The 21,387-nt window shown below is 59.6% G+C and carries 14 protein-coding genes and 7 pseudogenes; 13 read left to right on the top strand and 8 right to left on the bottom strand.

The genetic code is table 11. The features are described from left to right. The first annotated feature begins 233 nt into the window (after positions 1-233). The gene (locus tag NKH16_RS31495) at positions 234-1,418 is read left to right on the top strand and encodes an aspartate aminotransferase family protein (protein ID WP_352903437.1); all 1,185 of its coding nucleotides are present in this window, start codon (positions 234-236) and stop codon (positions 1,416-1,418) included. A 63-nt stretch (positions 1,419-1,481) separates the two neighbouring features. Next, positions 1,482-1,871: a hypothetical protein gene (locus NKH16_RS35120; RefSeq protein ID WP_502911772.1), complete on the top strand. Its 390-nt coding sequence runs from the start codon at positions 1,482-1,484 to the stop codon at positions 1,869-1,871. Positions 1,872-2,056: 185 nt separating this feature from the next. Here the strand turns inward: NKH16_RS35120 and istB (NKH16_RS31485) are convergent, their stop codons facing one another. From istB (NKH16_RS31485) to NKH16_RS31475, 3 genes and pseudogenes are all read right to left on the bottom strand, one after another. Then, positions 2,057-2,833 carry an IS21-like element helper ATPase IstB gene (gene istB, locus NKH16_RS31485; protein WP_352903422.1) on the bottom strand — a complete coding sequence of 259 codons (777 nt, stop codon included), beginning with the start codon at positions 2,831-2,833 and terminating at the stop codon, positions 2,057-2,059. A gap of 8 nt (positions 2,834-2,841) precedes the next feature. Then, a pseudogene (locus NKH16_RS31480) lies at positions 2,842-3,517 on the bottom strand (Mu transposase domain-containing protein); the annotation flags it as partial. Between the two features lies 1 nt (position 3,518). Continuing rightward, a pseudogene (locus NKH16_RS31475) lies at positions 3,519-4,667 on the bottom strand (IS1380 family transposase); the annotation flags it as partial. A gap of 651 nt (positions 4,668-5,318) precedes the next feature. Here NKH16_RS31475 and NKH16_RS31470 point away from each other — a divergent pair. The 4 genes and pseudogenes from NKH16_RS31470 (at position 5,319) to NKH16_RS31450 (ending at position 9,980) form a co-directional block, all read left to right on the top strand. Beyond that, the gene (locus NKH16_RS31470) at positions 5,319-6,488 is read left to right on the top strand and encodes a M20 aminoacylase family protein (protein ID WP_352903420.1); all 1,170 of its coding nucleotides are present in this window, start codon (positions 5,319-5,321) and stop codon (positions 6,486-6,488) included. Between the two features lie 51 nt (positions 6,489-6,539). Beyond that, positions 6,540-8,003 (top strand): annotated as a pseudogene (locus NKH16_RS31465) (aspartate aminotransferase family protein). Positions 8,004-8,046: 43 nt separating this feature from the next. Next, positions 8,047-8,265, top strand: a pseudogene (locus tag NKH16_RS31455) (IS110 family transposase); the annotation flags it as partial. 284 nt (positions 8,266-8,549) lie between these two features. Next, entirely contained in the window at positions 8,550-9,980 is a 1,431-nt protein-coding gene (locus NKH16_RS31450) for a KamA family radical SAM protein (protein ID WP_352903418.1), read from the top strand. A 463-nt stretch (positions 9,981-10,443) separates the two neighbouring features. Here NKH16_RS31450 and NKH16_RS31445 read toward each other — a convergent pair whose 3' ends face one another. After that, positions 10,444-10,827, bottom strand: a complete 384-nt coding sequence (locus NKH16_RS31445) for a transposase (RefSeq protein WP_352815869.1) — start codon at positions 10,825-10,827, stop codon at positions 10,444-10,446. An 876-nt stretch (positions 10,828-11,703) separates the two neighbouring features. After that, positions 11,704-12,856, bottom strand: a pseudogene (locus NKH16_RS35115) (IS110 family RNA-guided transposase). A gap of 226 nt (positions 12,857-13,082) precedes the next feature. Here NKH16_RS35115 and NKH16_RS31430 point away from each other — a divergent pair. Both NKH16_RS31430 and NKH16_RS31425 read left to right on the top strand, forming a co-directional pair. Further along, positions 13,083-13,238, top strand: a complete 156-nt coding sequence (locus NKH16_RS31430) for a hypothetical protein (protein WP_352815864.1) — start codon at positions 13,083-13,085, stop codon at positions 13,236-13,238. Positions 13,239-13,312: 74 nt separating this feature from the next. Beyond that, positions 13,313-13,798, top strand: coding sequence for a hypothetical protein (locus tag NKH16_RS31425; protein WP_352903412.1), 486 nt, complete (start codon positions 13,313-13,315; stop codon positions 13,796-13,798). A 10-nt stretch (positions 13,799-13,808) separates the two neighbouring features. Here NKH16_RS31425 and NKH16_RS31420 read toward each other — a convergent pair whose 3' ends face one another. The 3 genes and pseudogenes from NKH16_RS31420 to NKH16_RS31405 form a co-directional block, all read right to left on the bottom strand. Further along, complete coding sequence (locus NKH16_RS31420; protein WP_352815860.1) at positions 13,809-14,729, bottom strand: LysR substrate-binding domain-containing protein; 921 nt, start codon at positions 14,727-14,729, stop codon at positions 13,809-13,811. 560 nt (positions 14,730-15,289) lie between these two features. After that, positions 15,290-16,525: an ATP-grasp domain-containing protein gene (locus tag NKH16_RS31410; protein ID WP_352903410.1), complete on the bottom strand. Its 1,236-nt coding sequence runs from the start codon at positions 16,523-16,525 to the stop codon at positions 15,290-15,292. 195 nt (positions 16,526-16,720) lie between these two features. Then, positions 16,721-16,909: pseudogene (locus NKH16_RS31405) on the bottom strand (transposase); the annotation flags it as partial. 384 nt (positions 16,910-17,293) lie between these two features. Between NKH16_RS31405 and NKH16_RS31400 the strand changes: the two are divergent. The 5 genes and pseudogenes from NKH16_RS31400 to istB (NKH16_RS31380) all read left to right on the top strand — a co-directional run. Beyond that, positions 17,294-17,480, top strand: a pseudogene (locus NKH16_RS31400) (hydrogenase small subunit); the annotation flags it as partial. A 173-nt stretch (positions 17,481-17,653) separates the two neighbouring features. After that, positions 17,654-18,412, top strand: coding sequence for a class I SAM-dependent methyltransferase (locus NKH16_RS31395; protein WP_352903409.1), 759 nt, complete (start codon positions 17,654-17,656; stop codon positions 18,410-18,412). A gap of 198 nt (positions 18,413-18,610) precedes the next feature. Beyond that, a complete protein-coding gene (locus NKH16_RS31390) occupies positions 18,611-19,768 on the top strand; it encodes a M24 family metallopeptidase (protein ID WP_352815856.1) in 1,158 nt (385 codons plus the stop codon). Positions 19,769-20,385: 617 nt separating this feature from the next. Continuing rightward, positions 20,386-20,592 (top strand): hypothetical protein, encoded by a 207-nt coding sequence (locus NKH16_RS31385; RefSeq protein ID WP_352903441.1) that lies wholly within the window; start codon positions 20,386-20,388, stop codon positions 20,590-20,592. Beyond that, the gene (istB, locus tag NKH16_RS31380) at positions 20,592-21,320 is read left to right on the top strand and encodes an IS21-like element helper ATPase IstB (RefSeq protein WP_027038551.1); all 729 of its coding nucleotides are present in this window, start codon (positions 20,592-20,594) and stop codon (positions 21,318-21,320) included. The genes NKH16_RS31385 and istB (NKH16_RS31380) overlap by 1 nt, the downstream gene beginning before the upstream one ends. Positions 21,321-21,387 lie beyond the last annotated feature (67 nt).

The raw sequence follows: 21,387 nt of genomic DNA, 5'->3' as shown, positions 1-21,387 counted from the left end.
TCTTAGACTTCTCTGGTGCGAGACAGTGAGCCGCGCGGCCACGTCGCCTTCCCCTGAGTGTGTCGATGGCGACGCGTAGAGTAGAGATTGAGATGTCGGCAGCCCCAGAATCGAACAGCACACTTGAATCGAGCCTCCTGGACGCGAGGAACCGCTTCATCGCTAGGCATCCTAGAAGCGCCGAACTCCATAGGCAAGCCCGCACCGTGATGCCCGGTGGGAACACCCGCTCCGTGCTATACTATCAGCCTTTTCCGATTGCGATGGACAAGGGCGAGGGCAGCACGCTTTGGGACATCGATGGCCATGAGTTTGTGAATCTTTGCGGTGAATATACCGCGGGCCTATTTGGCCACTCGGAGACTCGGATCCACACCGCTGTTCACCAAGCTATGATGCGGGGTTTAAACTTCGCAGCAGTGGGCAGGGCCGAATACGAGCTGGCAAGACTCATTTGTGCGCGGTTTCCGTCAATGGAACTCATACGCTTCACCAACAGCGGCACAGAAGCCAATCTGATGGCGCTAACGGCGGCCCGCGTCCATACCGGTCGCGACATGATCCTTGCTTTTCGAGGCGGCTACCATGGCGGTGTGCTGTTGTTCACTCCTGAGGGGCCGTCCCCCGTCACCGTTCCGTTCCCATTCCTCTCGGCCAACTACAACGACACGGACTCTGCAGCCGCGGTGATCGCGCATAACCAGGATCGGCTCGCGGCGGTGATCGTCGAACCTATGTTGGGTAGCGGTGGCTGTATCCCTGCGGAGAGCAGTTTTCTGCAAATGTTACGGGAGGCTACGCGAGAGGTGGGCGCATTGCTTATCTTCGATGAGGTTGTGACATCACGAATGTCTGACGGTGGGCTCCAAAAGCGCTTGGGCATTACTCCCGATCTGACGACGCTCGGCAAGTATATGGCCGGCGGAATGAGCTTTGGGGCGTTCGGCGGCCGGGCCGACGTGTTGTCCCTCTTCGACGGGCGTCTGCCGCACGCAGGTACCTTCAACAACAACGTCCTGTCCATGGCCGCAGGACGTGTCGCGCTTGGGGAAATCTTCACAAAGGAAGTCGCGGAGGAGCTGTATGTACGGGGCGAGCGGCTACGGACAGCACTGAACGACCGGCTTATGAAGCTCGGCGTGTCGATGCACTTTTCTGGGATGGGCTCCGTTGCCACCGCGCACTACCGCCCCCCCTTGATACGTTGCGCCTACACGCCGACGGCTCGAGAGGATGGTCTGCGGGAACTGTTCTTTCTCGACATGCTGAAGGCGGGTTTTTATATGGCCCGACGTGGAATGATTGCGCTGAGCCTTCCGGTCCTGCAATCGGATCTCGACCGATTCATCGATGCAGTTGAGGAGTTCGCGCGCACACGGCAGGGGCTGCTTGGGTCGGGCAGTGCTAGAGCGCGATGATCTTAGGTTGGGCCGATCCTGCTCGGCGGCGATCAGCGTCTTTTTGTGCGTCAGCTTCTCGGCATGGACGAATTCCCACACCGAGCGGTAGTCGACCTTCAATCCACGTTCGGCCAGTTCTGCCACAAGGCCGCGCAGCGTGAAGTCTGTATTCCCGCAGTGCTCGATAAGCCAGTCGCGGTGCGCGCCGGCAATCTTCTTCGGCCGTCCGCCCATCTTGCCGGGCTCCACCATGCCCATTTCCCGCAGCCGGCGAACCCACCGCCCGTACTGATGCCGATCCCAAAACGCGCCGCCGCCTGCCGCCGCTACAGGCCCTCCTGCAACCCGCTCGCGCAGATCCATCGAATAAGGCTTGCCCATCCATGCTGGCCTCCATCCCCAGCCAGCATGTTGAATCTGGAGAAGCTATGGGGCGAGCGGCGGCGGTATGGCACCATCGTCGTTCGATAGAAGCGACAGAGGTGCCCCCATGACCCAGGTTAACGATTTGAGCCGTTCGCTGGTCTCGTTTGAGCAGAATAGCAGCGTGTGCGCATTTCGCAAAAACGGGACAGTCGTTCCGCTAAATCGCGGACAGCAGTTTCACTAAGTCGCGGACAGCTGGATGTGGTCGGCCCTCGGTTGCCTGGTTGAACTCATTTGCGATTGATTTCGCCGTTTTCGGCGTCGGTCAAGAGCGGCGGTGTTTTTTGCTTTCTCATGCTGTCGCCTTCGAGGGTGACGCGATGGGCGTTGTGGACGATCCGGTCGAGAATGGCGTCGGCGATTGTCGGCTCGCCGATCATGGCATGCCACTGGGCGATTGGTAGTTGCGCGGTGATCAGCGTCGATTTCCGGCGATAGCGTTCCTCGAAGATTTCCAGCAGATCGAGACGCTGCTGGTCGGTCAGGCTGTGGGTGCCCCAGTCGTCAAGGATGAGCAGTTGCACCCGAGCCAGCTTGTCGATGAGACGGGGAAAGCGGCCGTCGAGACGCGCCAGGGCGAGATCTTCGAACAGTCGCGGCATGCGCAGGTAGAGCACGGAATGATCGAGCCGGGCGGCCTGACGTCCGAAGGCGCAGGCCAGCCAGGTCTTTCCGGTGCCGGTCTGCCCGGTGATGATGAGGTTTTCATGCGCCTTCAGCCAGGCGCCTTGGGCCAGCGACAGCGTATTGCGCCGGTCGAGCCCGCGATGCGCGGCGAAGTCGATGTTCTCGATGCAGGCGTCGACAAAGCGCAGCCTGGCAACGGCGAGATGGTTGGTCACACGCTTGTCGGCACGCATGGCGGCTTCACGACCGAGCATCAGGCCAAGCAATTCGTCGCGACTGAGATCGTCGGCGTTGCTCTGGTCGGCCAGGTCCCGATAGGCGGCGGCCATTCCGCCAAGGCCGAGAGCCTGCATCTGGTCGAGGGTTGGATGTGTCAGCATGGTTGGTTTCCTTCCTTCATTGAGGCGTTGACGGAGGAGTAGGTGATCGCATTGATGGTCAGGGCCCGCGCGCAGGCTGCCTCGAGCCGATCCCGCTCGTAGCGAGGGGCCAGCGAGAGGATGCCAAACGCGGAGCGGTATCCCTGCTCGGGATGGGGACGGTCGCGCATCATCCGCTCGACCAGGATGGCGGTGTTGGCGCCGATCCCGGCTGCCTGCCGGATCAGGTTCGCCGGCGTCGTGTTGGCATAGCGCTGGTGCGCCTTGGGCATGTGCTCGTTGACGGTGACATGGCCGCAGCGCTGCGAGCGGCGGACATGGCTGGCGACGCGCTTGTGATCATGGAAGAGCTCGACCACCCGGTGGGTGAGCCGCACATCCACGCGCCGCCCGATCAGCGCGTGCGGCACCGAGTAGAAGGTCCTGTCGATCTCGACATGGTAGTCGGGACGCACCTTCGCCGATTTCCACTCCGCATATTCGAACGGCGCCGACGGCAGCGGCGCCAGAGCCGACCGCTCGATCTCCTCGAATAGTTCGCGGCGGCTTTTGCCGACATGGGCGCATGGTGCGGTTGTTCAGATCCTCCAGCAACCCCGCGATTGCGGCATTGAGATCGCCGAGACTGAAGAAGCGCCGGTTGCGCAGCCGGGCCAGGACCCAGCGCTCGACGATCAGCACCGCGCAGGCGCAACTGGTTGGCGCGCATGGTGGCCGCCGAGCTGCGATCGGCGAAGTGGTCGCCCTGGCATTCCTGGATGCGGTTCTCCATCTCGCCGCGGGCGCAATAGAAGTGCTCGTCGAGATGGCGGGCGGCACACGCGCTCGCCGTCAGCGAGGTGACGACGAAGCGCGGATTGGGCTGGCCGGCGGTGTGCTCGCTTGCCGACCACCCGGCGCCGGCGGCTCCAGCTCTTGTGCGTCGTCCACATGAAGTCCTTGAAGCGGCGAGCCGGCCTGGCGGTGCGCCGGCTTTCCTCGGCGGCCTGCTCCAACTCGGCCGCGATCTCGGCGACCAGCCGGGCGTTCCTTGTCAGGCCGAACAGATAGTCGAGTCCATTGTCCTTGCACCAGGCCATCAGCTCCTCGCGGGCAAAGCCGGAGTCGGCCTAAGCAGGATGCGCACCTTGGGCCAATGGCAGCGGATCTGCGCGACGATGGGCGCGATCTCCTCGACCGCGCCGGCGGCGGCATCGATGTTGGCGCGGCGCAGCTTGGCGGCCAGAAGGTGGCGGCCGCAGAAGACATAGAGCGGCAAATAGCAGTAGCAGTCATAATAGCCGGGGAAGAAACGACCTTCCTGGTGGGCCGTGCAGCGGATCGTCCGTCGCATCCAGATCAAGCACGATCTGCTTGGGCGTCTGCCGATGCGCCTCGATGAACAGATCGACGAACAGGCACTCGATGGCGCCGGCATCGTGGCTGATCTTGCGATAGCGAGTTGCCGCCGCGGTGCTCAGTTCCAGCCGGTTGAGCGTCGATTTGCCGGCCACCGGCGCGCAGTCCTTGCGGCGCGCCGCAAGCTTGCCGGCCAGCACCGCCATCACCGGATCGTGGCGCAACACGTCATGATCGATCAGGTCCTCGTAGCCGAGCGCCATCGCCAAGACCTGCTGCCCGACCAGCGTCTTCACCTCATGCTCGATCAAATGCGGGCTGCGCGCATCGGCAAAACACCGCGCCAGCCGATCGATCAGGCCGATGGCCCCATCGACCGCGCCCAGCAACAGCGCGCCGGCTTACGACGTCATCGCGCCACCGTCGAAGGCAGCCACAACTTTGTGCCCGTCGACGGGTGCAAAACCGACATGTCCGTTATACAGTCTGGTTGCATCGGGCGTTCCTTTCCTCAGAGCTAAGCTGTTGTCGCGAAACAACTTTCTCTGATTCGGAACCCCGATGCACCTCAACTGTTTGAGAAATCCGGGTTAGTCCCGCAGCCAGCCTAAGGCCTGAGTGCAAGCCCGTTGCTGCGAACAATGCGGCGAGCCGTCATGTTGAAACAAGGCCGGCTTGATTTGGCGGGTTTTGCGCGGAATAACCCAGCCAATGTCGAGCACTAAAGCGGATTTGCACGCGCCCGCGCATGAGGGTCAGAAAAGCTTCGACATCTTTGGCTGAGACGGGATCTGCGCTCGATCTGGCTTCCTTCGGTAGGTGCCAAGGGCGTCTCGGAACCCGACTGCTACCACATTTCAAACCGCACCGCTTTATGTGATCCACATTTCAGCAGCCGTCGCAGTTTGGCGCAAATCGCTCTCCCACATGCATCATCCTACGAAGGAGCATTGGATGACGGATCCTGATCCTCGATTGGATAAAGTGACGATCGTGATAAGTTGACGAATTGACGTTGGATCCTCATCCCGCGCTCAACAAGCGATTCAATCGATCCCCTTGTATCTTTCGCGCCAAGAATACGTGACGCGGCAGGAAAAACCGAAACGGCTCGGCAGAACTATGCAAAAAAAAAGGCTGATGCAAGATGAGAAGCGTTGAAGCTTTCCGAGATCTGCAGTGCGAGGCAACCGAGTGGCGCCGCTATCTCCATGAAAATCCCGAGCTTGACTATCAGGTACACAACACAGCTAGCTTCGTGGCCGAGAAACTGGCTTCCTTCGGCATCAATCACATCGAAACGGGGATAGCTGAGACCGGTATCGTCGCACTGATTCAGGGTGAAGACGGAGAAGGGCCGACGATCGGATTGAGGGCAGACATGGACGCCCTGCCAATCGTGGAGGCGTCAAACAAACCCTGGTCATCGAAAGTACCGGGCAAAATGCATGCGTGCGGCCACGACGGTCACACAGCGATGTTGCTGGGCGCTGCGAAACACCTCGCAAGTACGCGCAATTTCAAGGGCTCCGTCGCTTTGATCTTTCAGCCGGCAGAAGAAGTAGAATTACCATCCGGCGGCCTAAGGATGGTCCAAGAAGGGATCATGGATCGTTTCGATATCTCCCAGGTCTTCGGCATGCATAACCAGCCAGGCATGGAGATCGGAAAATTCGCCATTTGCGATGGCCCGATCATGGGCTCGCAGGACGACTTCGATATCGTCGTGAAGGGCAGGGGCGGCCATGCGGCCCACCCGTATCGAACCATTGATCCCGTTGTCATTGCAGCCCAAATCATACTTGGCCTGCAAACCCTAGTCTCGCGCAAGACCGACCCCAAAGAGGCGCTGGTGATCTCCGTCACCAAGTTGAGGGCCGCACAGGCCTACAACGTCATTCCCGACAATGTTGAGATGGCCGGAACCGTCCGGACTCTCGCATCCGGCCTACGAGACTTCGCCGAACGTGAGATTTCGGCATGCGCGCAAGGCGTTGCGCGTGGATTCGGCGCGGATATCGAGTTCAAGTACCGTCGATCCGTCCCGATTACCTTCAACCACACCGAGGGGACCAATCTGGCGATCAAGGCGGCACGCAACCTCGTTGGGTCTGCATCAGTGGATGATAAGATGGGACCGAGCATGGGGGCGGAGGACTTCGCCTATATGCTTGAGGCGCGGCCGGGCGCTTTCATTTTTCTGGGGAATGGACCGACCGCTGCGTGTCATAACCCGGCGTTTGATTTCAACGACGAAGCCTTGCCTTACGGCATTGGCTATTGGGTGGACCTGGTCGAGACGGTTCTGGCCGTTTGAAGCGACCGTGCTCGACTACGCGCAATCCACGACCCGGATAAGAGACTAATCATGAGCAGGATTCTGCACCGGACCATTCACGCAAACCTGCCCGTGGCTGTCGGCGGGCGGGGTATCGAGCTATTTGACGCCGACGGCAAGGCATACATCGACGGCTCCGGAGAGCCGCTGTGTCATGTATTGGGCACGGTCATCCGGAGGTGCGCGCGTGCTGCACGCTCAACTCGACAAGCTTGCCTACGCTCATAGGGCATTATTCACCACGGAAGTCGCCGAGCAGATTGCGGATCGACTGGTCGCCGACTCGCCGGATGGAATCGATTACGTCTATCTCGTCAGCGGGGGGCGGAAGCGATGGAGACCGCGCTGAAGATGGCGCGCCAGTATTTCGTCGAGAAGGGGGAAGCTCGTCGCCGGCATATCATCGCGCGCCATCAAAGTTACCATGGCAATACTCTGGGAGCTCTTGCCGCTGGTGGCAATGAATCACGCCGGGCCTAGTTCCGACCGTTCCTGATCGAAACCCGTCACGTTGCGCCATGCTATGCGTATCGCGGTCGCTTACCTGCCGAAAGCGAGCATTAGTATGGTCAGCGCGTGCCAGCAAACTTGAGGCAAATTCTTGAGCTCGGACCAGACGAAGTGATAGCATTCCTCGCGGAAACTGTCGTTGGGGCGACAGCGGGCGCGGTGCCGGATATTTCAAGAAGATACGCGAAGACTGTGATCGCCACCGCGTTCTCTTGATCTTGGATGAGGTCATGTGCGGCATTGGTCGCACTGGAACGCTACACGCATTCGAACAGGAAGGCAGTGTCCCGGATATCATGGCAATCGCGAAGGGACTGAGGGAGGTTATCAGCCGATCGACGCCGTGATGCTCGGACGCCACATCTATGACGCGTTTGCTTCTGGATCAGGATTTTTCCAGCATGGTCACACTTACTTGCTTACTTGGGATATCCAATGGCAGCATCGGCCGGTCTCGCAGTGCAGGACGTTATCCACGAACATCGCCTCCTTGGTACGTTATATGGATGGGGAACTGCTCAACCAGCGACTCCATGAGCGTTTCGAAATCATCAGCATGTTGGCGACATCCGCGGCCGAGGTCTTTTTCGCGGAATAGAGATCCCAGCCGGCAAACCCAGGCTGATTTCCAACTATTCAGCTCGCTGGAGGGCACTATCTGCAGAACCGCTATCTGCGACTCGATCCCGTCATCCTACGTGCGCAGTATGGCGGATACCGTTTCGATGGGGACCGCATCTCGATGATGTCGGAGTATCACATGTTCAGCAGAGGCTGTTCGATGAAGCGGCTGAGTTCGGCATCTGCTGTGGCTTGACGATCCGATCATCGATCGCCGGGGCTGCGTTGCAGCGACGACCTTTGCCGCGGATGCACCGCTTGCGATACCGCCTCTTCAAAGAGCGGCCCGATTGGGAGGTGTGCACACGGGGGGTCGAAGTCGACGCATTTGATGCGATGAGTGGCGCCGGGCACGGATCATAGCCGGCTGGAACATTGGGTGCAGTTCCGTAGCGTGACTCGGATCATCGTCGTACGCCGGCAGCTGGCACGGGCGGATATTCTCAACTTGCGAGTCGGAATGGAAGCCTGCGCATCGTCGTATTTCTGGGCGCGGGCACTGACCGACCGAGCTTAGCCATGAGGTTCGCCTGATACCGCCGGCCTACCCCAAATCCTACGTGAAGCGCGGCAAGCCGATGCAGAGGCGAGCTGCGAGGCAGTCACGCGGCCGACCATGCGCTTCGGCTCCAGATAAGCAATCATTTGCGACTCAGCTCCCGCAACAGATGTGGCTATTTGAGAACCGGTGAGCGCCGCATTGTTGAGGCAGGCGGAGAGCTACGGCCTTCAACACCAGTTCGAAGAATACTGTCGTCATGAATACGAGTCATAAACTGGTGACGAATATGCGCTTGTAACTCGGTGCGGTGCATCCCAAAAATAGACAGAGAAAGTCAATGCGTTCACGCGGATCGGCCTCTGCTGCAGTCTGTGCCGGTTGGATATTTCAGCCTGGAGGTGTGCGCCATGAGTACCCTAGAAAAATACTTGCCCTCACAGCGTGAGCAGGCGTTTCTGGGAAAAGTCGTCAACGGCAAATACGACCGGCAGATCATCACCGGCATAACCAAGTTCGCCAGAGAGGATGTGCCCCAAGATATGCGCGCCTTCTATTCACGAGAAGAACTTGATCAGATCCTCGAGTTGAAAGGCACCCCGAGAGATCTGGAAGCCAGGATGCCGATCAAGATCACGCGCCACTACTACGAGCAGGCGCAATACAGCCGGCCCATGCAGACGCTGGTGAAAGCCAGCCCCAGAGAGACATACAATCTCGACGGTGCAGAAGATCCGGGCAAGCAAATGACCTACAGCCCGCGCGAGGGGCTGATCCATAAGTATGAGCTTGGTCTACTCTACGTGGCATCCACCTGCTCCGCGCATTGTCGCTTCTGCTATCGCGAGGAACTGATCGGCCGCAAGCAGATCACCCGCGAGAACGGCACGGTAGCTCCAAAGGGCCTGGCGCAGTTGGGAGAGATTGTCGAATACATTCGCGGGCACAACATGGTGGTAGCCGCCAATGGCGGCCGACATCCCGAGACCGGCCGCGAAAAGCTACGCGAGGTCCTGATGTCGGGCGGCGATCCCATGGTTCTGGGAAACAAGAACATCGCTGCTTGGCTGGCCGGGCTTGCGGAAGCCGGCGTCGAGAATGTCCGCATTGGGACCAAGGAACTGGCATTTCATCCGCAACGCTTCGACCAGACCTTCTTTGCGATGCTCGACGCATTCCACCAAGCTTATCCGGAAATCAGCCTACGGATGATAGTGCACTTCAACCATCCCGACGAATTTCTGCGCAAGACGCCGGATGGCGGCTATATCGACAATCCTGACGGTGGGCTCGAATGGATCGCTGAAACGCGGGCTGCGGTAAACAAACTCGCCCGGCGCGACTGGATCACCATTCACAATCAGTCGCCGATTATTCGCGACATAAACGACGACGCGGACTCGTTGCGCATCATGCAGCGCGAGATGCTCCGCAACGGTATCGAAAACCACTACTTCTTCTGCGGCCGCGACATTATCGGCCACAAGGCGTTCAATGTCCCGATTGAACGGACATGGCAGGTCCTGAACGAGTCGCAGAAGGGCCTCTCCGGCGTAGAGGCGCATGCGCGGCTTTCAATCACCCATTACAAGGGCAAAACTGAAGTCGCCGCCGTCACAAACGGGCCTGTACCGGGCGTCCCTGGCGGTGAAAGGGGCGTCGTGATCTTCAAGCTGCTGCGTTCGGCCGCGGATGCGCGGGACCGATGCAAGGTGACCATCGTTGGTAGAAACCCGGACGCAATCTGGTTCAGCGGCTATGACGACCGTGTGATCTTCGATGAGGCCGGTCTCTACTCGATGTACGGGATTAAGCCCGCATTTCTCCAGGCGGCGGAGTAGCCGCGGTCAGGGACGTTCGGCGTTTTCGAACAAAACGGGGAGTCGATTGTGACCAATACCGTCACCGAAGACTGCATTAAGTGCAAATACAGGTGGTCTCTCATCTGATGGTGTAGCTCGGCGGTGACGAAGCCGCTCGCGAGCGCGCCCTTTCTTTTGGCGTGCCCGGGCGCTAACCTCAATAAAATGCTCATACCCTTCTGCGCCCGCCTTGCGATTTGCATCTCCAAATCGCGCAAATGTTTCACATGGTAGACATGGCTGGGACCGGGATTTGTTGCCTTATAGCCTGTAGCTCCATCGAGCGCACCTTGTGAGCGATCAGACTGGGCCGCGCCCACAGAGAGCCTTCTCCTCCGTCAGCATATGCCACAGAGCACCGTCAGTTCGCGCCACGGCGACGGCGGTCGCCGATGACCACGTTTGGTCCTGACGCGGACGAATATAGCGGCGATCTGGAAGCTCACCTTGATCGTCGCGCTGCAGACGAAGAAGGCGTGTAGCGGACCAGGCGCTTTCGCGGCTGCCCAGGCGCCTCCACGAGCATGGCGCGGGCGCGCCCGACTTTGCTGATGCGGCCATGATGGGCAGCGCCGAGGCCTGACTGTCGCACACACGGATTGAGTCCGAAATAGCTGACCAGCTTCCGCCCGCGGCCGCCAAACAGGTCGGCATTCGGGCACTCGGGATCGGGCGCGCATGAAGGATCGCATGCACCTCGTTCTGATCCGGCTGCGATGCCGCACGATTTGACAGCGGCGCGCTGCCAGCCTGCGCATCCGCTCAGTGCGGCATCCGGCGTGCATATCTCCGGCAGATAGCCCGCCGCGTACAGGCTGGCGAGCATACCGGGGTCCACGTTATCGGTCTTTACATGAGCATGGGTGATCGCCTTTGACTGGAGAGATTGGCAATCACCACCTACCCGCTTCAAGAACGCGACAGTACCCGAGACACCGCCATGCAGTCCCAGTCGCCTCAATCCCTATCTCGTCCGTCGTCAGAAGCCTCGTGCCAAAACCCCTCTCGCGTTGTCCGGCTCATGCGGCCGGCAAGGCGAAGCCTGCCTTTCTCCCAGAAAACCACCTCTTCGAAGGTTCGGTAGATATCGATCCCAGTCACCCGTCGCATTCGCGCCTCCTGTCAGAGGTTTGAAGACGGGAGCGGCGGGCGAGACGACAACTACGGATTTCGCGCTCACGGCGCAATCGGGCGAGTCGCAGAGGCGGCCAGCTACTAACACGAGCGCGCAGCTCACCTGCTTCATTTCTTCACCTCCTAGACTAGTACGGCCGATTGGCGACCATCTCCTCGTCCCGACCTACCTTCGCTCTGGCCGCCGCGCGCAGTGACCTAGCCCAGGCTGGGCCGCAGGCCCGATCGCGCCGCGGCTTGTCCTTGACGGTCACGGCCACGGCGGCAGGCTTGCTCGGGTCGGCAGGGAGCTCTGCGAGGTGCTGACAATGGATTCCGAGGCGGAGTTCGCCATAGCAGGCGCGGGCGGGCGCGCGGCAGACTTGTATTCGGTCGATCTCAGCGGATCTGAACCATGATGCAGCATGGGCTCGCGAGGCGAAGCTCCGGGGCGGCGGGCCCATTCTACGTCCGCGGTCTGACGACCATGTAGCTTCGGGTTGTCGCCACTTCGGATCATCATCGGCAGACCCTGCTGCGGGCCAGCCAATTGGGAATGCGTTGCTCTCCTCTTCCCACAGGGGGCCCATCACGCCGAACGCAAGCTGACGCCCTGTGGCGCCTCGCCCGTGGTGACGAGGCGCCACAGGTTGCGCGCCAGCGCCACGATCATCGTCTTGCGCGTGGCTTTGCGGCCGTCGGCCGTGCGCCCCTGGAACGATTGGACGAGGGCACTGTTCTTCTGGAAGAGGAGAAAGCGCCAGGCCAATTGGATCACGCCATGCCGCACGCGGGCACTGCCGGCGCGTGCCAGCACCTTCTCGCGCCGGCGTTTGCCGCTCTCGTCGGGCGAACCCGTGAGCCCGGCATAGCGCGCCACCGCGCGGCGATCGCGCAATCCGCGCGACAGGATCTCGTGGACCAGCATGTCCGCTCTCTCAACACCGACGCCGATGACCCGTGCGATGAGGCGCACCATCGCATGCGGGCCTTCGGGTGCAGCCTGAGCCGCGGCGAGCCTACGCAGGCGGTCGCCCTCGATGGTGCGGATTTGCGCACGCACGAGGTCGAGCCGCTCAAGCAAGCGGTGCAACTCGGCGCGGGTGTTGTACGGCAGCGCCGTCCCCTCAGCCGTGCGGATGTTCTCCAGCCTGTCCGCCGCATTGCGCAGGCTTAAGCGGAAGCTGCGAATGCCGAAGCGGGCAAGAATCGCCTTGATGCGATTGATGAGCCGCGTCTGCTCGCGGACCAGGCTCTCCCGCTCGCGGCTCGGCCATCGCGCGTCCTCCTCTTCGATGGTCGGGATTGCCGCCATACTGCAATGGCGCTCTCGCCGCGCAGCCAACCCAGAAAGGCACGCATCAAAAGCTCGGTGTCGAGACGATCGGTCTTGGGGCGCCGATGCTCACGCGACACCGCAACGCTGGCGGGGTGGATGGCATAGGCCTCGATGTCGCGCGCCCACAGCCAACGCGCCAGCCAAAAGCCGTCGCCGGCCGCCTCATAGGCGACGGCGATCCGCTTGATCCTGTGCCCGGCCTGGCCGGCTTCGTCGCGCCGGCGCGGCAGCAGCTTCAACAGTGATGGTGTGTCGGCATCGATCTTCTTGAGCGGCTGGCGCTCGAGGCCCGGTACGAGCGCGGCAATCAGCCATTTCGCCTTGCTCATTTGATGACGGCGATGACCGTGTTATCCTGTTCAAGAGCGGTAAGGGACCGGCTCGCCTCAAAAGATTGCGACATGGGGCGCCTCCTCCTTCTGAAGAGTTGGTTGTAACAGCGCCGAAAAATGCAACACCGTCGCCGCTCGCCCATTAGCATCTACACCACACCGCTTATTGTAATCGCGGGTGGTGCCTCTCGCATTCCGGGCGGCAGTTCCCCAGCGTGACAATGTCGACAATCAGTCAGCGCCGCAGCGCGAGGAAGGAGAACTGCCATCACGAAGTATGCAGCCCTCGATGTCTCGATGGGACAGAGCGCTATCTGGGTGGTCGATGAGAACGGCAAGAAGATCGCGGAAGAAAGGTTCCGACCGATCCGCAGGCTACGCCCACTGGCTGGCCGGGAAGGCTGGGAGCTTGCAAGGATCGGCATGGAAACCGGCCCGCTGGCAATGAGCTAACGAACCGCGGATTGCCGATCGTGTGCCTCGACGCGCGCCACGCAAGCGCCGCCCTTTCCATGATACCGAACAAGATGGACATCGCCATTGATGCGGCTGGCCTGGCGCAAATCGTGCGGACGGAAGTCCGCATCAGGAGTCAGGGCGCCTACGTCGTGGGGGCGCTACTGTCGGCACGCGACATGTTGGTTGGTATCCGTTGCAAGATCGAGAACGAGATCCGCGGCCTTCTCAAGACGTTCGGCGTCATGTTCGGGAAGAAGGTCGGTGGCTTTGCCCGCTGCGCCGAAGCAATGATCGAGGCGCGCGGTTCCTTCATCGAGCGGATCAGGCTTGTCGACACGCGCGTCCGTGCCGTCGCCAAGCAGAACGCCATGGCTCGCCTGTTCATGACAGCTCCTGGCGTGGGCGTCGTGATTGCGCTCACAGTCGCCTCGACCTGTGATGACGATGCTTTCCCGCTACCGCTCCTCCAGCTACGAACGATCGAGCAGTGTAATCGACCCCACTCCGCAGCGTCCACCACTGCACTTGGTTTGCGAAGCATTGATCAATATTGATAATGCGAATCTACTCGTGGCTATTCGTCATGCTGGCGCGCCGCGCGGTCGACATAAGCCAGCGCGTAAAAGCGTTTACCTGCGGGTTAACGTCGCCTGCCGCGCTGACTGCAAAATAGCTGTTGTGCGTCTTCAGGGGTGTGTCGCTTAGCGGGATCAAAACGCCACACTCGAGCTCCATTTCGATCAGATATCTGGGTATAAGGGCGGCACCGATTGAACACACGGCAGCCGAGATGATCATAGAAAATTGATCGAAATGTGGGCCGCTCATCAGGCGCTTATCAGTGTTTCCTTTTATGGCGAACCAGTCAATCCACGCGCTTTCGCGAGTAACGAGATGCAGAAGTGGAGCCTCCGCGAGGCGATCAGGCTCGCTCGCCGAGTACGTATCGCGGAATTTGGGGGATGCAACTGGCAGCATTTCCTCATCGAACAACTTGTTCAAACGTGCGTCCGGCCAGTTGGCCTGTCCGAAATGGATCGCGAGATCGAAGCGCTCTCGTGTGAGGTCAAACGGTACGATCCGGGTCTCCAGCCTGATTTCGACGCTGGGATGGTCGTTCAGAAAAGTCCCCAACCTCGGGATCAGCCACCGACTGGCAAATGTTGGCAGGATGCCAATACGCAACGTGGAATGTCGCTCGCCAGCGGCAATCGCCCGCGCTACGGATTGCTTCAGGTTCTCAAGATCGACTGCCAGATCAGCCGCAAACCGCCTGCCAGCCTCGGTCAGTGTGACGCGTCGTCCCACCCGCCGGAACATTGTCACGCCGATCGTCTCCTCAAGTTCCTTGACTTGTCTGCTGACGGCGCTTTGCGTGAGATGAAGTTCCTCCGCCGCCTGCGTAAAGCTTTCGTGCCGCGCAGCGCACTCAAAGCTGCGCAAGAGGGCATAGGACGGCAGATTGCGGTGACCTACGGACTGCAAAGGCACAACACCTTCTATGAGCGGAACTCACAGTCCAGCGCGAATTGGGCCTGCGAGGATATGACGACGCCGGCACGACCGCCCTTTTGAGATGCGCAGAGTTCGAGGACTTCCCCCGGGGTAAAACCATCTCAACTTAGCGCCGGAATCCGGTTGAGAGGACGATTTACGATTGCGTTTTTCCGACGCCAGCGACCTCGCCGGTCACGTCGACCATCCTGTCGAGTACACTGATCGATGGTGCGGCTATCTCGGTAATCACGTCAAAGGGCCCGCTCACGGAATGCGCCTGAACGACCCCTCCCAAGTGCCTTCGCTCGAGATTGATCATGATGTGGGACGAGGTAAGCGCGCCGTGATCGGGATCCGACCCTCGCCAAGCAATTCGCCATCCTCGCCGCCTGATCCGCAGCATACGAATCCTCCCATGCGCCCCGATTCAGCTCCTTGCAGCAAACCCAGCTCTCTCAAGCTCTTCGTTGCACAAATCTTCGGCGACGATCACCTCATACCTGGCGGCACCTGCGCTGGTGCGGGGAGGTGAGGGCTGCCGATTGTTCCTATTCTCTAACTGTCGGAAATGGTGTTATCGACAAACTAATTAAGTCGATGGCACGCTGAAGTATCGCCTCGGTCCGGGCACGGTTGGGTGAAGCGGCGATTACATGTCCGATGCGGTCTCGGTAGTCGCCCCTCCTGACGATCGGCGTCTTAGGTTTAATGTACAATTTGACCTCGGCGACACCTGGTACAGCGGCCGCGCGACTGTGGCCATCGACCCAATCGAGGATGCCATCGCGATCAGCATTTAGGCACTGCGCGGCCGCAATGTGCGAATGACTTCTGCGCAAGTCCCATTCGTTGCCGACGACAAGCTTGATGTGCTCGGCAATGAGATCGACACCGCAGGCCGCCTGAACCAGCCGGGGACTGGTCCCACCCGCAACACGCGGATTGACTTCGATGACGACTGGACCAAGCTTCGTCCATCGGAGATCAACGTTCGTAGGCCCCCAGCCAAGACCGAGAGCTGGCAAACAGCTCCGCGAAATATCGGCGATGCGCTCACGCTCATCATCGGTTAGCGGGGCCGGGCAGGTAAAACGACGGAAGACAAAATACGGTGGGCTGTCGAAGTCGGCGGTGTCAATCCCAACCACCTCATTTCCCATTATATGAGCGCTAAAAAAGGGGCCTTGTGCGAATTCTTCGACCAGTATCCTCGGCGAAGACCGCCATATGTGCTGCCCGCCCAACAGATAAGTCGTATGCTCGGCCAACTCGTCGGTGTTCCGGCACAATCGGACTCCGCTGCTGCCGCTGCCTACGGCTGGCTTAACAATCACCGGTAGCCCAACCTCCGCGGCAGCGCTTTCTATCTCCTTCGCATTCGCCGCTAAGCGATAAGCAGGTATCGGAACGCCGGCCTCCGCGAGGAGCTGACGTTGAGTGAATTTGTCGCAGCATCGTTCAATCGATGCGGGGTTTGGTCCCGGTAGATCGAAATGCCGGCAGAGCTTGCCGCCTGTCGCATAGATCGACTCGTCGGCGCCCGAAAAGCCAGTAATGCCAGCAATGTCATAGGTCGCACGCAGCTGGGAACATTCGTGGATCAGCACATCAAGATTGTCGGTGTCGACCCGGATTGCCTCAGTGGCTTCCGCCGCAAGATAGTCGTACTGAGTTGGATCAGCCGACAGGGTAATTGGATGAAGCCCGAGACGCTGGGCCGCTTTCACGTATAGCAGACCAATACTCCTATGGCCTTCAAGCAGTATGAGCGCTCTTCTTGTCATTCGCACCGACCTCCGTTGCGCACACTATGCGGCAACGCGAACGTAATAGGCATCAGCTTTTCAGCCTTGCCTGCCTCAGGCTTTGTGGTGAAGCTATCACTGGAAGGCTATCTGCGGTCGCAAAGCCTCTGTAAATTTAGTTGAAGGATCTGTTGCAACGTCGCCGGGCCGCCTTGTAACCCCGGTTTCTTCCTGCTCTCGGTCGCGATAGCCGTTGCGCTGGACCGTGCGCAGCGGGTTCTTCTCGCCATAGCCGGCGCCGGCTGCAGCGCCCACCTCCATCTCCATCAGCCGTTCGCCGGCAAAGCCGATCATCTCGCGCAGGATATCAGCGTCAGGGGTCTTCTCTACGAGCGTGAGCAGGTTCATCATGTCGTTGGTCATCGGTGTTTCCTTCGAATCAGGTTGGTGTTGTCAAGGTAATCCTTCAGTCGTTCCGTCTCCTTGTTCAGCCGTGGCGCCCATTTGTTCCTGCTTTGGCTCCAGGGTTCATTGGGCGCCGCGCACTGACGGTCAAGGGTGGGCCCCTCTGGCCCATCGCGAAGCGACTTGCCCTTGATGCTCACGAGCACGGCGGCAGCGTTACATTGAGCCGGCAGGTGCTGTTCGTAGGGGTCTACAACTTGCAAACCGAGGGGAGCTCGCCATCATTCGCCGTAGACGCGCCCAAGCTTGTATGCGGTTGATCCTTGCGGATCGAAAACCATGATGCAGCCATACGCATCGGCGGTGAAGCTCGGCCCATTCTACAGCGCGGCGTCGGAATATTATAACAGCCAGCGCTTCCACGACAAATGCTATCGGCGCCCGCATTTCGACGCCGGCCAATTCGTCGTGTCCTTCGATGACGAAGGCGCGAGCAAGGGCTATTGCCTCAACAAGGTCGGCTGCAAGGGACGGCGGGCTCTCCTTCCCGATCCAGACCGGCCATCCCTGCATCGGCTGCTACGGCGAATGATGCCTTGAGAGGCCAAATGATGGCCCAGTATACAATCTCGAACATAGTAACGTCCGTCAATGACTGTTGCGGAAACATTTAACGACAATATGAAAAAATTCACAAATGTTTTCTTTAAATATTCTCCTCACTATGCAAAATAGAGCGGCATGAAAGTCGAGAGATAGGACATGAATGACGAGATGAGTAGTACAGTTTCCTTACCTGAGCTCGAAGCATACTTCAGCGAAGATTACTTCCATTTTGGTGATGTGATCAATCCATCGGAGGAAAGTGACCGACAAGCAGGAGTAGTTTGTGATCTTCTTCATCTTAGGCAAGGCGACTCAGTTCTTGAACTTGGATGCGGTTATGGGCGGATTACTAACCGGTTGGCTGAAAAAGGAGCTCGGGTAGCCGGACTCGATATCTCGCCGATCTTGTTAAAAAAAGCCGAAGCGGATGCGGCTAAACGCGGAGTAAATGTTGAGTATGTTCTGGGCGACATGCGCTCACTTCCCTGGCGAGATCGATTTGACGCGGCTTTTCTGTGTTTCACGACGTTTGGCTATTTCGACGACGCGGACAATGAGAGAGTTCTTCGTGAAGCCGCTTCTTCACTTCGAAAGGGCGGGCGTCTTTTAATCGATCACGCCAATCGCTTCGCTTTCCTGCGCCACTCGTCGCCTATCTACGTGGTGCAGCGTAACGACGATCTGAGAATCGATATAATGAGCAACGATGTGCTAAGCGATCGTCGGATCGTCGAAAGGATTATCGTCCGCGATGGATGCGTTAGACGAACGCACATTTCTTTCAGACAGTATGGGTTTTCTGAATTTGTTCGCATGTTGCGAAGCGCCGGGTTCGAGACTGTTGAGGCTTATGGGCAGGAAGGTGGAACGTTTACATCCGATAGCTCGAGCCTCGTGGTCGTCGCGTACAAATAATATCAACGGCCCGGTCCTATAGGCTTTTAGACTCTGCGTGGTGTAATCCCTCGTTAGACGCCGTCTTTTGAAGGATTTCGGCCAGATTCGCAGGCTTTTCGAAATTTTCCCCGTTGGCACAATGTTACGTTTCGAGGGAGCCAAAGCCGAATGGGTTGCCTCGTGCAATCCTAACCGATAAATATAGGATAGTGGTCCATGCCTGCATTCCCTAAAGAAGAGTATCGCGCACGCACTGCCCGGCTGCGCCAGCAGATGGCTGAGCGTGGCATTGACGCACTGCTTGTCTTGAATGAAGGCAATATGAACTACCTCACAGGCTACGAGGGCTTTTCAGACTACGTGCCACAACTCACTCTTGTGTGCCAGGAGGAGGAGGACCCCTGGCTTATATTGCGCGAGATGGACGTTGTGTGTGCAGAGGCCAGTTCGTACCTGCCGCAATCACGCATCCTCAGTTATCCGGAGAAGTACGTCGCTTCGCGCCAGCTCACAGCATGGCAGCCTATCGCCGACATTGTGCTCAAGCACAGCAAGTCGAGCCGTGTTGGGGTCGAATTGTCAGGAAAGATGCTTGGTGTGAAGGGCCATGCCGCCTTGAGCAAGGGTTTGGGCATGACCGATTTCCTCGATGCCGACGGGATTGTTTCCGGGCTGAAAGCGATAAAATCGCCTGCTGAGCTCACCTACATGGAGCAGGCGGGAAAAATCGTGGATAGGGCTATGGAAGTCGGCAGGCTCGCAATCGCTGTCGGAGCCCGAGAATGCGACGTGGGCGCTGCCGTCAACCATGCTCTACATACCGGCATGCCTGAATTCGGGGGGTGGACTTCCCGCAGTCCCATCTCGATGAACGTGGGCTCGCCAGCGAACGCCGTGCATCTCACGTGGACGGACGAGCGCTACAAGATGGGCTGTCAGACCAATTTCGAGATCGGCGCCTTCCGTCGCCGATACGCGTGCGCACTTGCGCGAACGGTATTTTTGGGAGAACCGTCCGCCAGGTCGCGCCATGTCCACCAGGCTTGCGTTGATGGTTTCGTCGCTGCCTTCGACGCCATACGGGCCGGAGTGACGAGCAACGATGTGGAGCGAGCCTTCCGGCGCGAATTCGGACCTCGGGGTGTGCGGAAAGAATCCAGAATTGGGTATTCGATAGGCGTCGACTGGACGGACGGCGGTCCGAGCATTCAGGAGGGAGATGAGACGGTGTTACAGGCGAACATGACCTTTCATCTCATCATTGGTGTGTTTGAAAAGACGGACGGTTATATCTTCAGTGAGACCATCCGTGTGACCGATAATGGTGCGAAGTCCTTCAGCAATATGTCGCGCGACCTGCTGGTAAATCATTGACGTCTTGCGAAGCCGGCGTAGCGCGATGCGCTGCGCCGGCATGCAGCCATTCCCCACCAAGCTCGCGGCCCTGGGTCAACAAGAGCATCGCGGTCCAGCGAACCTAGAGTATCCCGATCGAGAAGATGGGCGCCCTCATGGCGCGCCGCAGCGTTCAGACGCTCGTGGGAGAGTTCGTGGAGGCGCGGGGCAGCTTTCGTACGCTGGACGTCCCGCGATCCGTGGGCACGCCTTCATGAGATCACTGGCAATCCCGGCGAAACGCTGCCGGCAGATCGTTTCATCTTTGCCGTGCTCCTTGGCTGCCGAACTTATGTAGTCGGCGACTGGACGTTGCCACCCGCCAGGATCTCTCTTCTTCGCACCGGGGCCCGGTGATGCGAGGTTCGAGGGCACCAATCTCCACGCCTGGGTCGATGGCGGCAGCCGATATCGTCACTATGGTTTTCCCGACATTGAATCCTACGGCTTCAAGATCGCTCTCGATGTGCGCCCGGGATGTTCGCGCTTACCTCGTACAGCGTCTCCCAGACCTCGCGCGGCGACCGCTCACCGTATCCCGAGTTGCCAATTTGAGGCAAGCCACAATGACGATCTGCTGATCGACGACATCCAGCTTGGGTAAAATACCTGATGGCGGGTGGTGGCAGTGGCCACAGCTCAAGCATGGCCCGGCTGTCAGACAACATGTCAGCGATCTTGTTCTGGCGCGGCGGCGCGACCCAGCGCCGGCCGTCACCATCCTCACCCCGGACGCGCTTCGCCTGCAGCATGAGCCGCAGGCCGACTGCGCCCGCTACGACAGCCTCAGGAGGGCAAGCTGATGGAACGTACGCAGGTTCTGGAACTAATGGGGACGCTGAAGCTCTACGGGATGCGGGGCGCCTATGACGAGGTCATGGCGACAGGCATCAAGCGCCAGCACGAGCCGCCGAGGATCGTCGGCGATCTGCTGTCGGCCGAGATCGCCGAGAAGCAAGCCCGCTCCATCAAATACCAGCTCACCGTCGCCAAGCTGCCGATCGCCAAGGACATCGATGAGTTCGACTTCGACGGCACGCCGGTCAATGAGGTGCTGGTCCGGGACCTTGCCAACGGCACCTTCGTCGCCGACCAGCGCAACGCCGTGCTCATCGGCGGCACCGGAACCGGCAAGTCGCATCTGGCAATCGCTATTGCCCGCGCCCTGATCCGCAACGGTTCACGTGGCCGCTTCTTCAACGTCGTCGATCTCGTCAACCGGCTCGAGACCGAGCACCGCGGCGGCAAGCAGGGCCGTATCGCCGATTACCTCACCCGGCTCGACTTCGTCGTGCTCGATGAACTCGGCTATCTTCCGTTCGCGCAAGCCGGCGGGCAATTGCTCTTCCACCTGATCAGCAGGCTCTATGAACGGACCTCGATCATCGTCACCACCAACCTGGCGTTCGGCGAATGGCCCGCCGTCTTCGGCGACGCCAAGATGACGACAGCGCTGCTCGACCGTCTCACCCATCATTGCGAGATCATCGAGACCGGAAACGAATCCTGGCGCTTCAAGAACCGCGCCTGATCACCTGCCAAGCGCCATCCGCGCTCGCCCGGGCTGCGCAACCCTGACCAGCTCCGCCCGGGCGAAC

The organism is Mesorhizobium sp. M1307, assembly GCF_040318155.1.
In the GTDB taxonomy this organism is placed as follows: domain Bacteria; phylum Pseudomonadota; class Alphaproteobacteria; order Rhizobiales; family Rhizobiaceae; genus Mesorhizobium.
The sequence above is the reverse complement of the archived record's forward strand: the minus strand, read 5'-3'. Positions and strand labels throughout refer to the sequence as shown.

Bases quoted from the DNA above. Each gene is read 5' to 3' on its own strand.
- NKH16_RS31395 (WP_352903409.1), top strand. From the start codon at position 17,654: ATGAATGACGAGATGAGTAGTACAGTTTCCTTACCTGAGCTCGAAGCA.
- NKH16_RS31410 (WP_352903410.1), bottom strand. From the start codon at position 16,525: ATGACAAGAAGAGCGCTCATACTGCTTGAAGGCCATAGGAGTATTGGT.
- NKH16_RS31390 (WP_352815856.1), top strand. From the start codon at position 18,611: ATGCCTGCATTCCCTAAAGAAGAGTATCGCGCACGCACTGCCCGGCTG.
- NKH16_RS31450 (WP_352903418.1), top strand. From the start codon at position 8,550: ATGAGTACCCTAGAAAAATACTTGCCCTCACAGCGTGAGCAGGCGTTT.
- NKH16_RS31425 (WP_352903412.1), top strand. From the start codon at position 13,313: ATGGACATCGCCATTGATGCGGCTGGCCTGGCGCAAATCGTGCGGACG.
- istB (WP_027038551.1), top strand. From the start codon at position 20,592: ATGGAACGTACGCAGGTTCTGGAACTAATGGGGACGCTGAAGCTCTAC.
- NKH16_RS31470 (WP_352903420.1), top strand. From the start codon at position 5,319: ATGAGAAGCGTTGAAGCTTTCCGAGATCTGCAGTGCGAGGCAACCGAG.
- NKH16_RS31430 (WP_352815864.1), top strand. From the start codon at position 13,083: ATGGGACAGAGCGCTATCTGGGTGGTCGATGAGAACGGCAAGAAGATC.
- NKH16_RS35120 (WP_502911772.1), top strand. From the start codon at position 1,482: ATGGACGAATTCCCACACCGAGCGGTAGTCGACCTTCAATCCACGTTC.
- NKH16_RS31445 (WP_352815869.1), bottom strand. From the start codon at position 10,827: ATGCTCGCCAGCCTGTACGCGGCGGGCTATCTGCCGGAGATATGCACG.
- istB (WP_352903422.1), bottom strand. From the start codon at position 2,833: ATGCTGACACATCCAACCCTCGACCAGATGCAGGCTCTCGGCCTTGGC.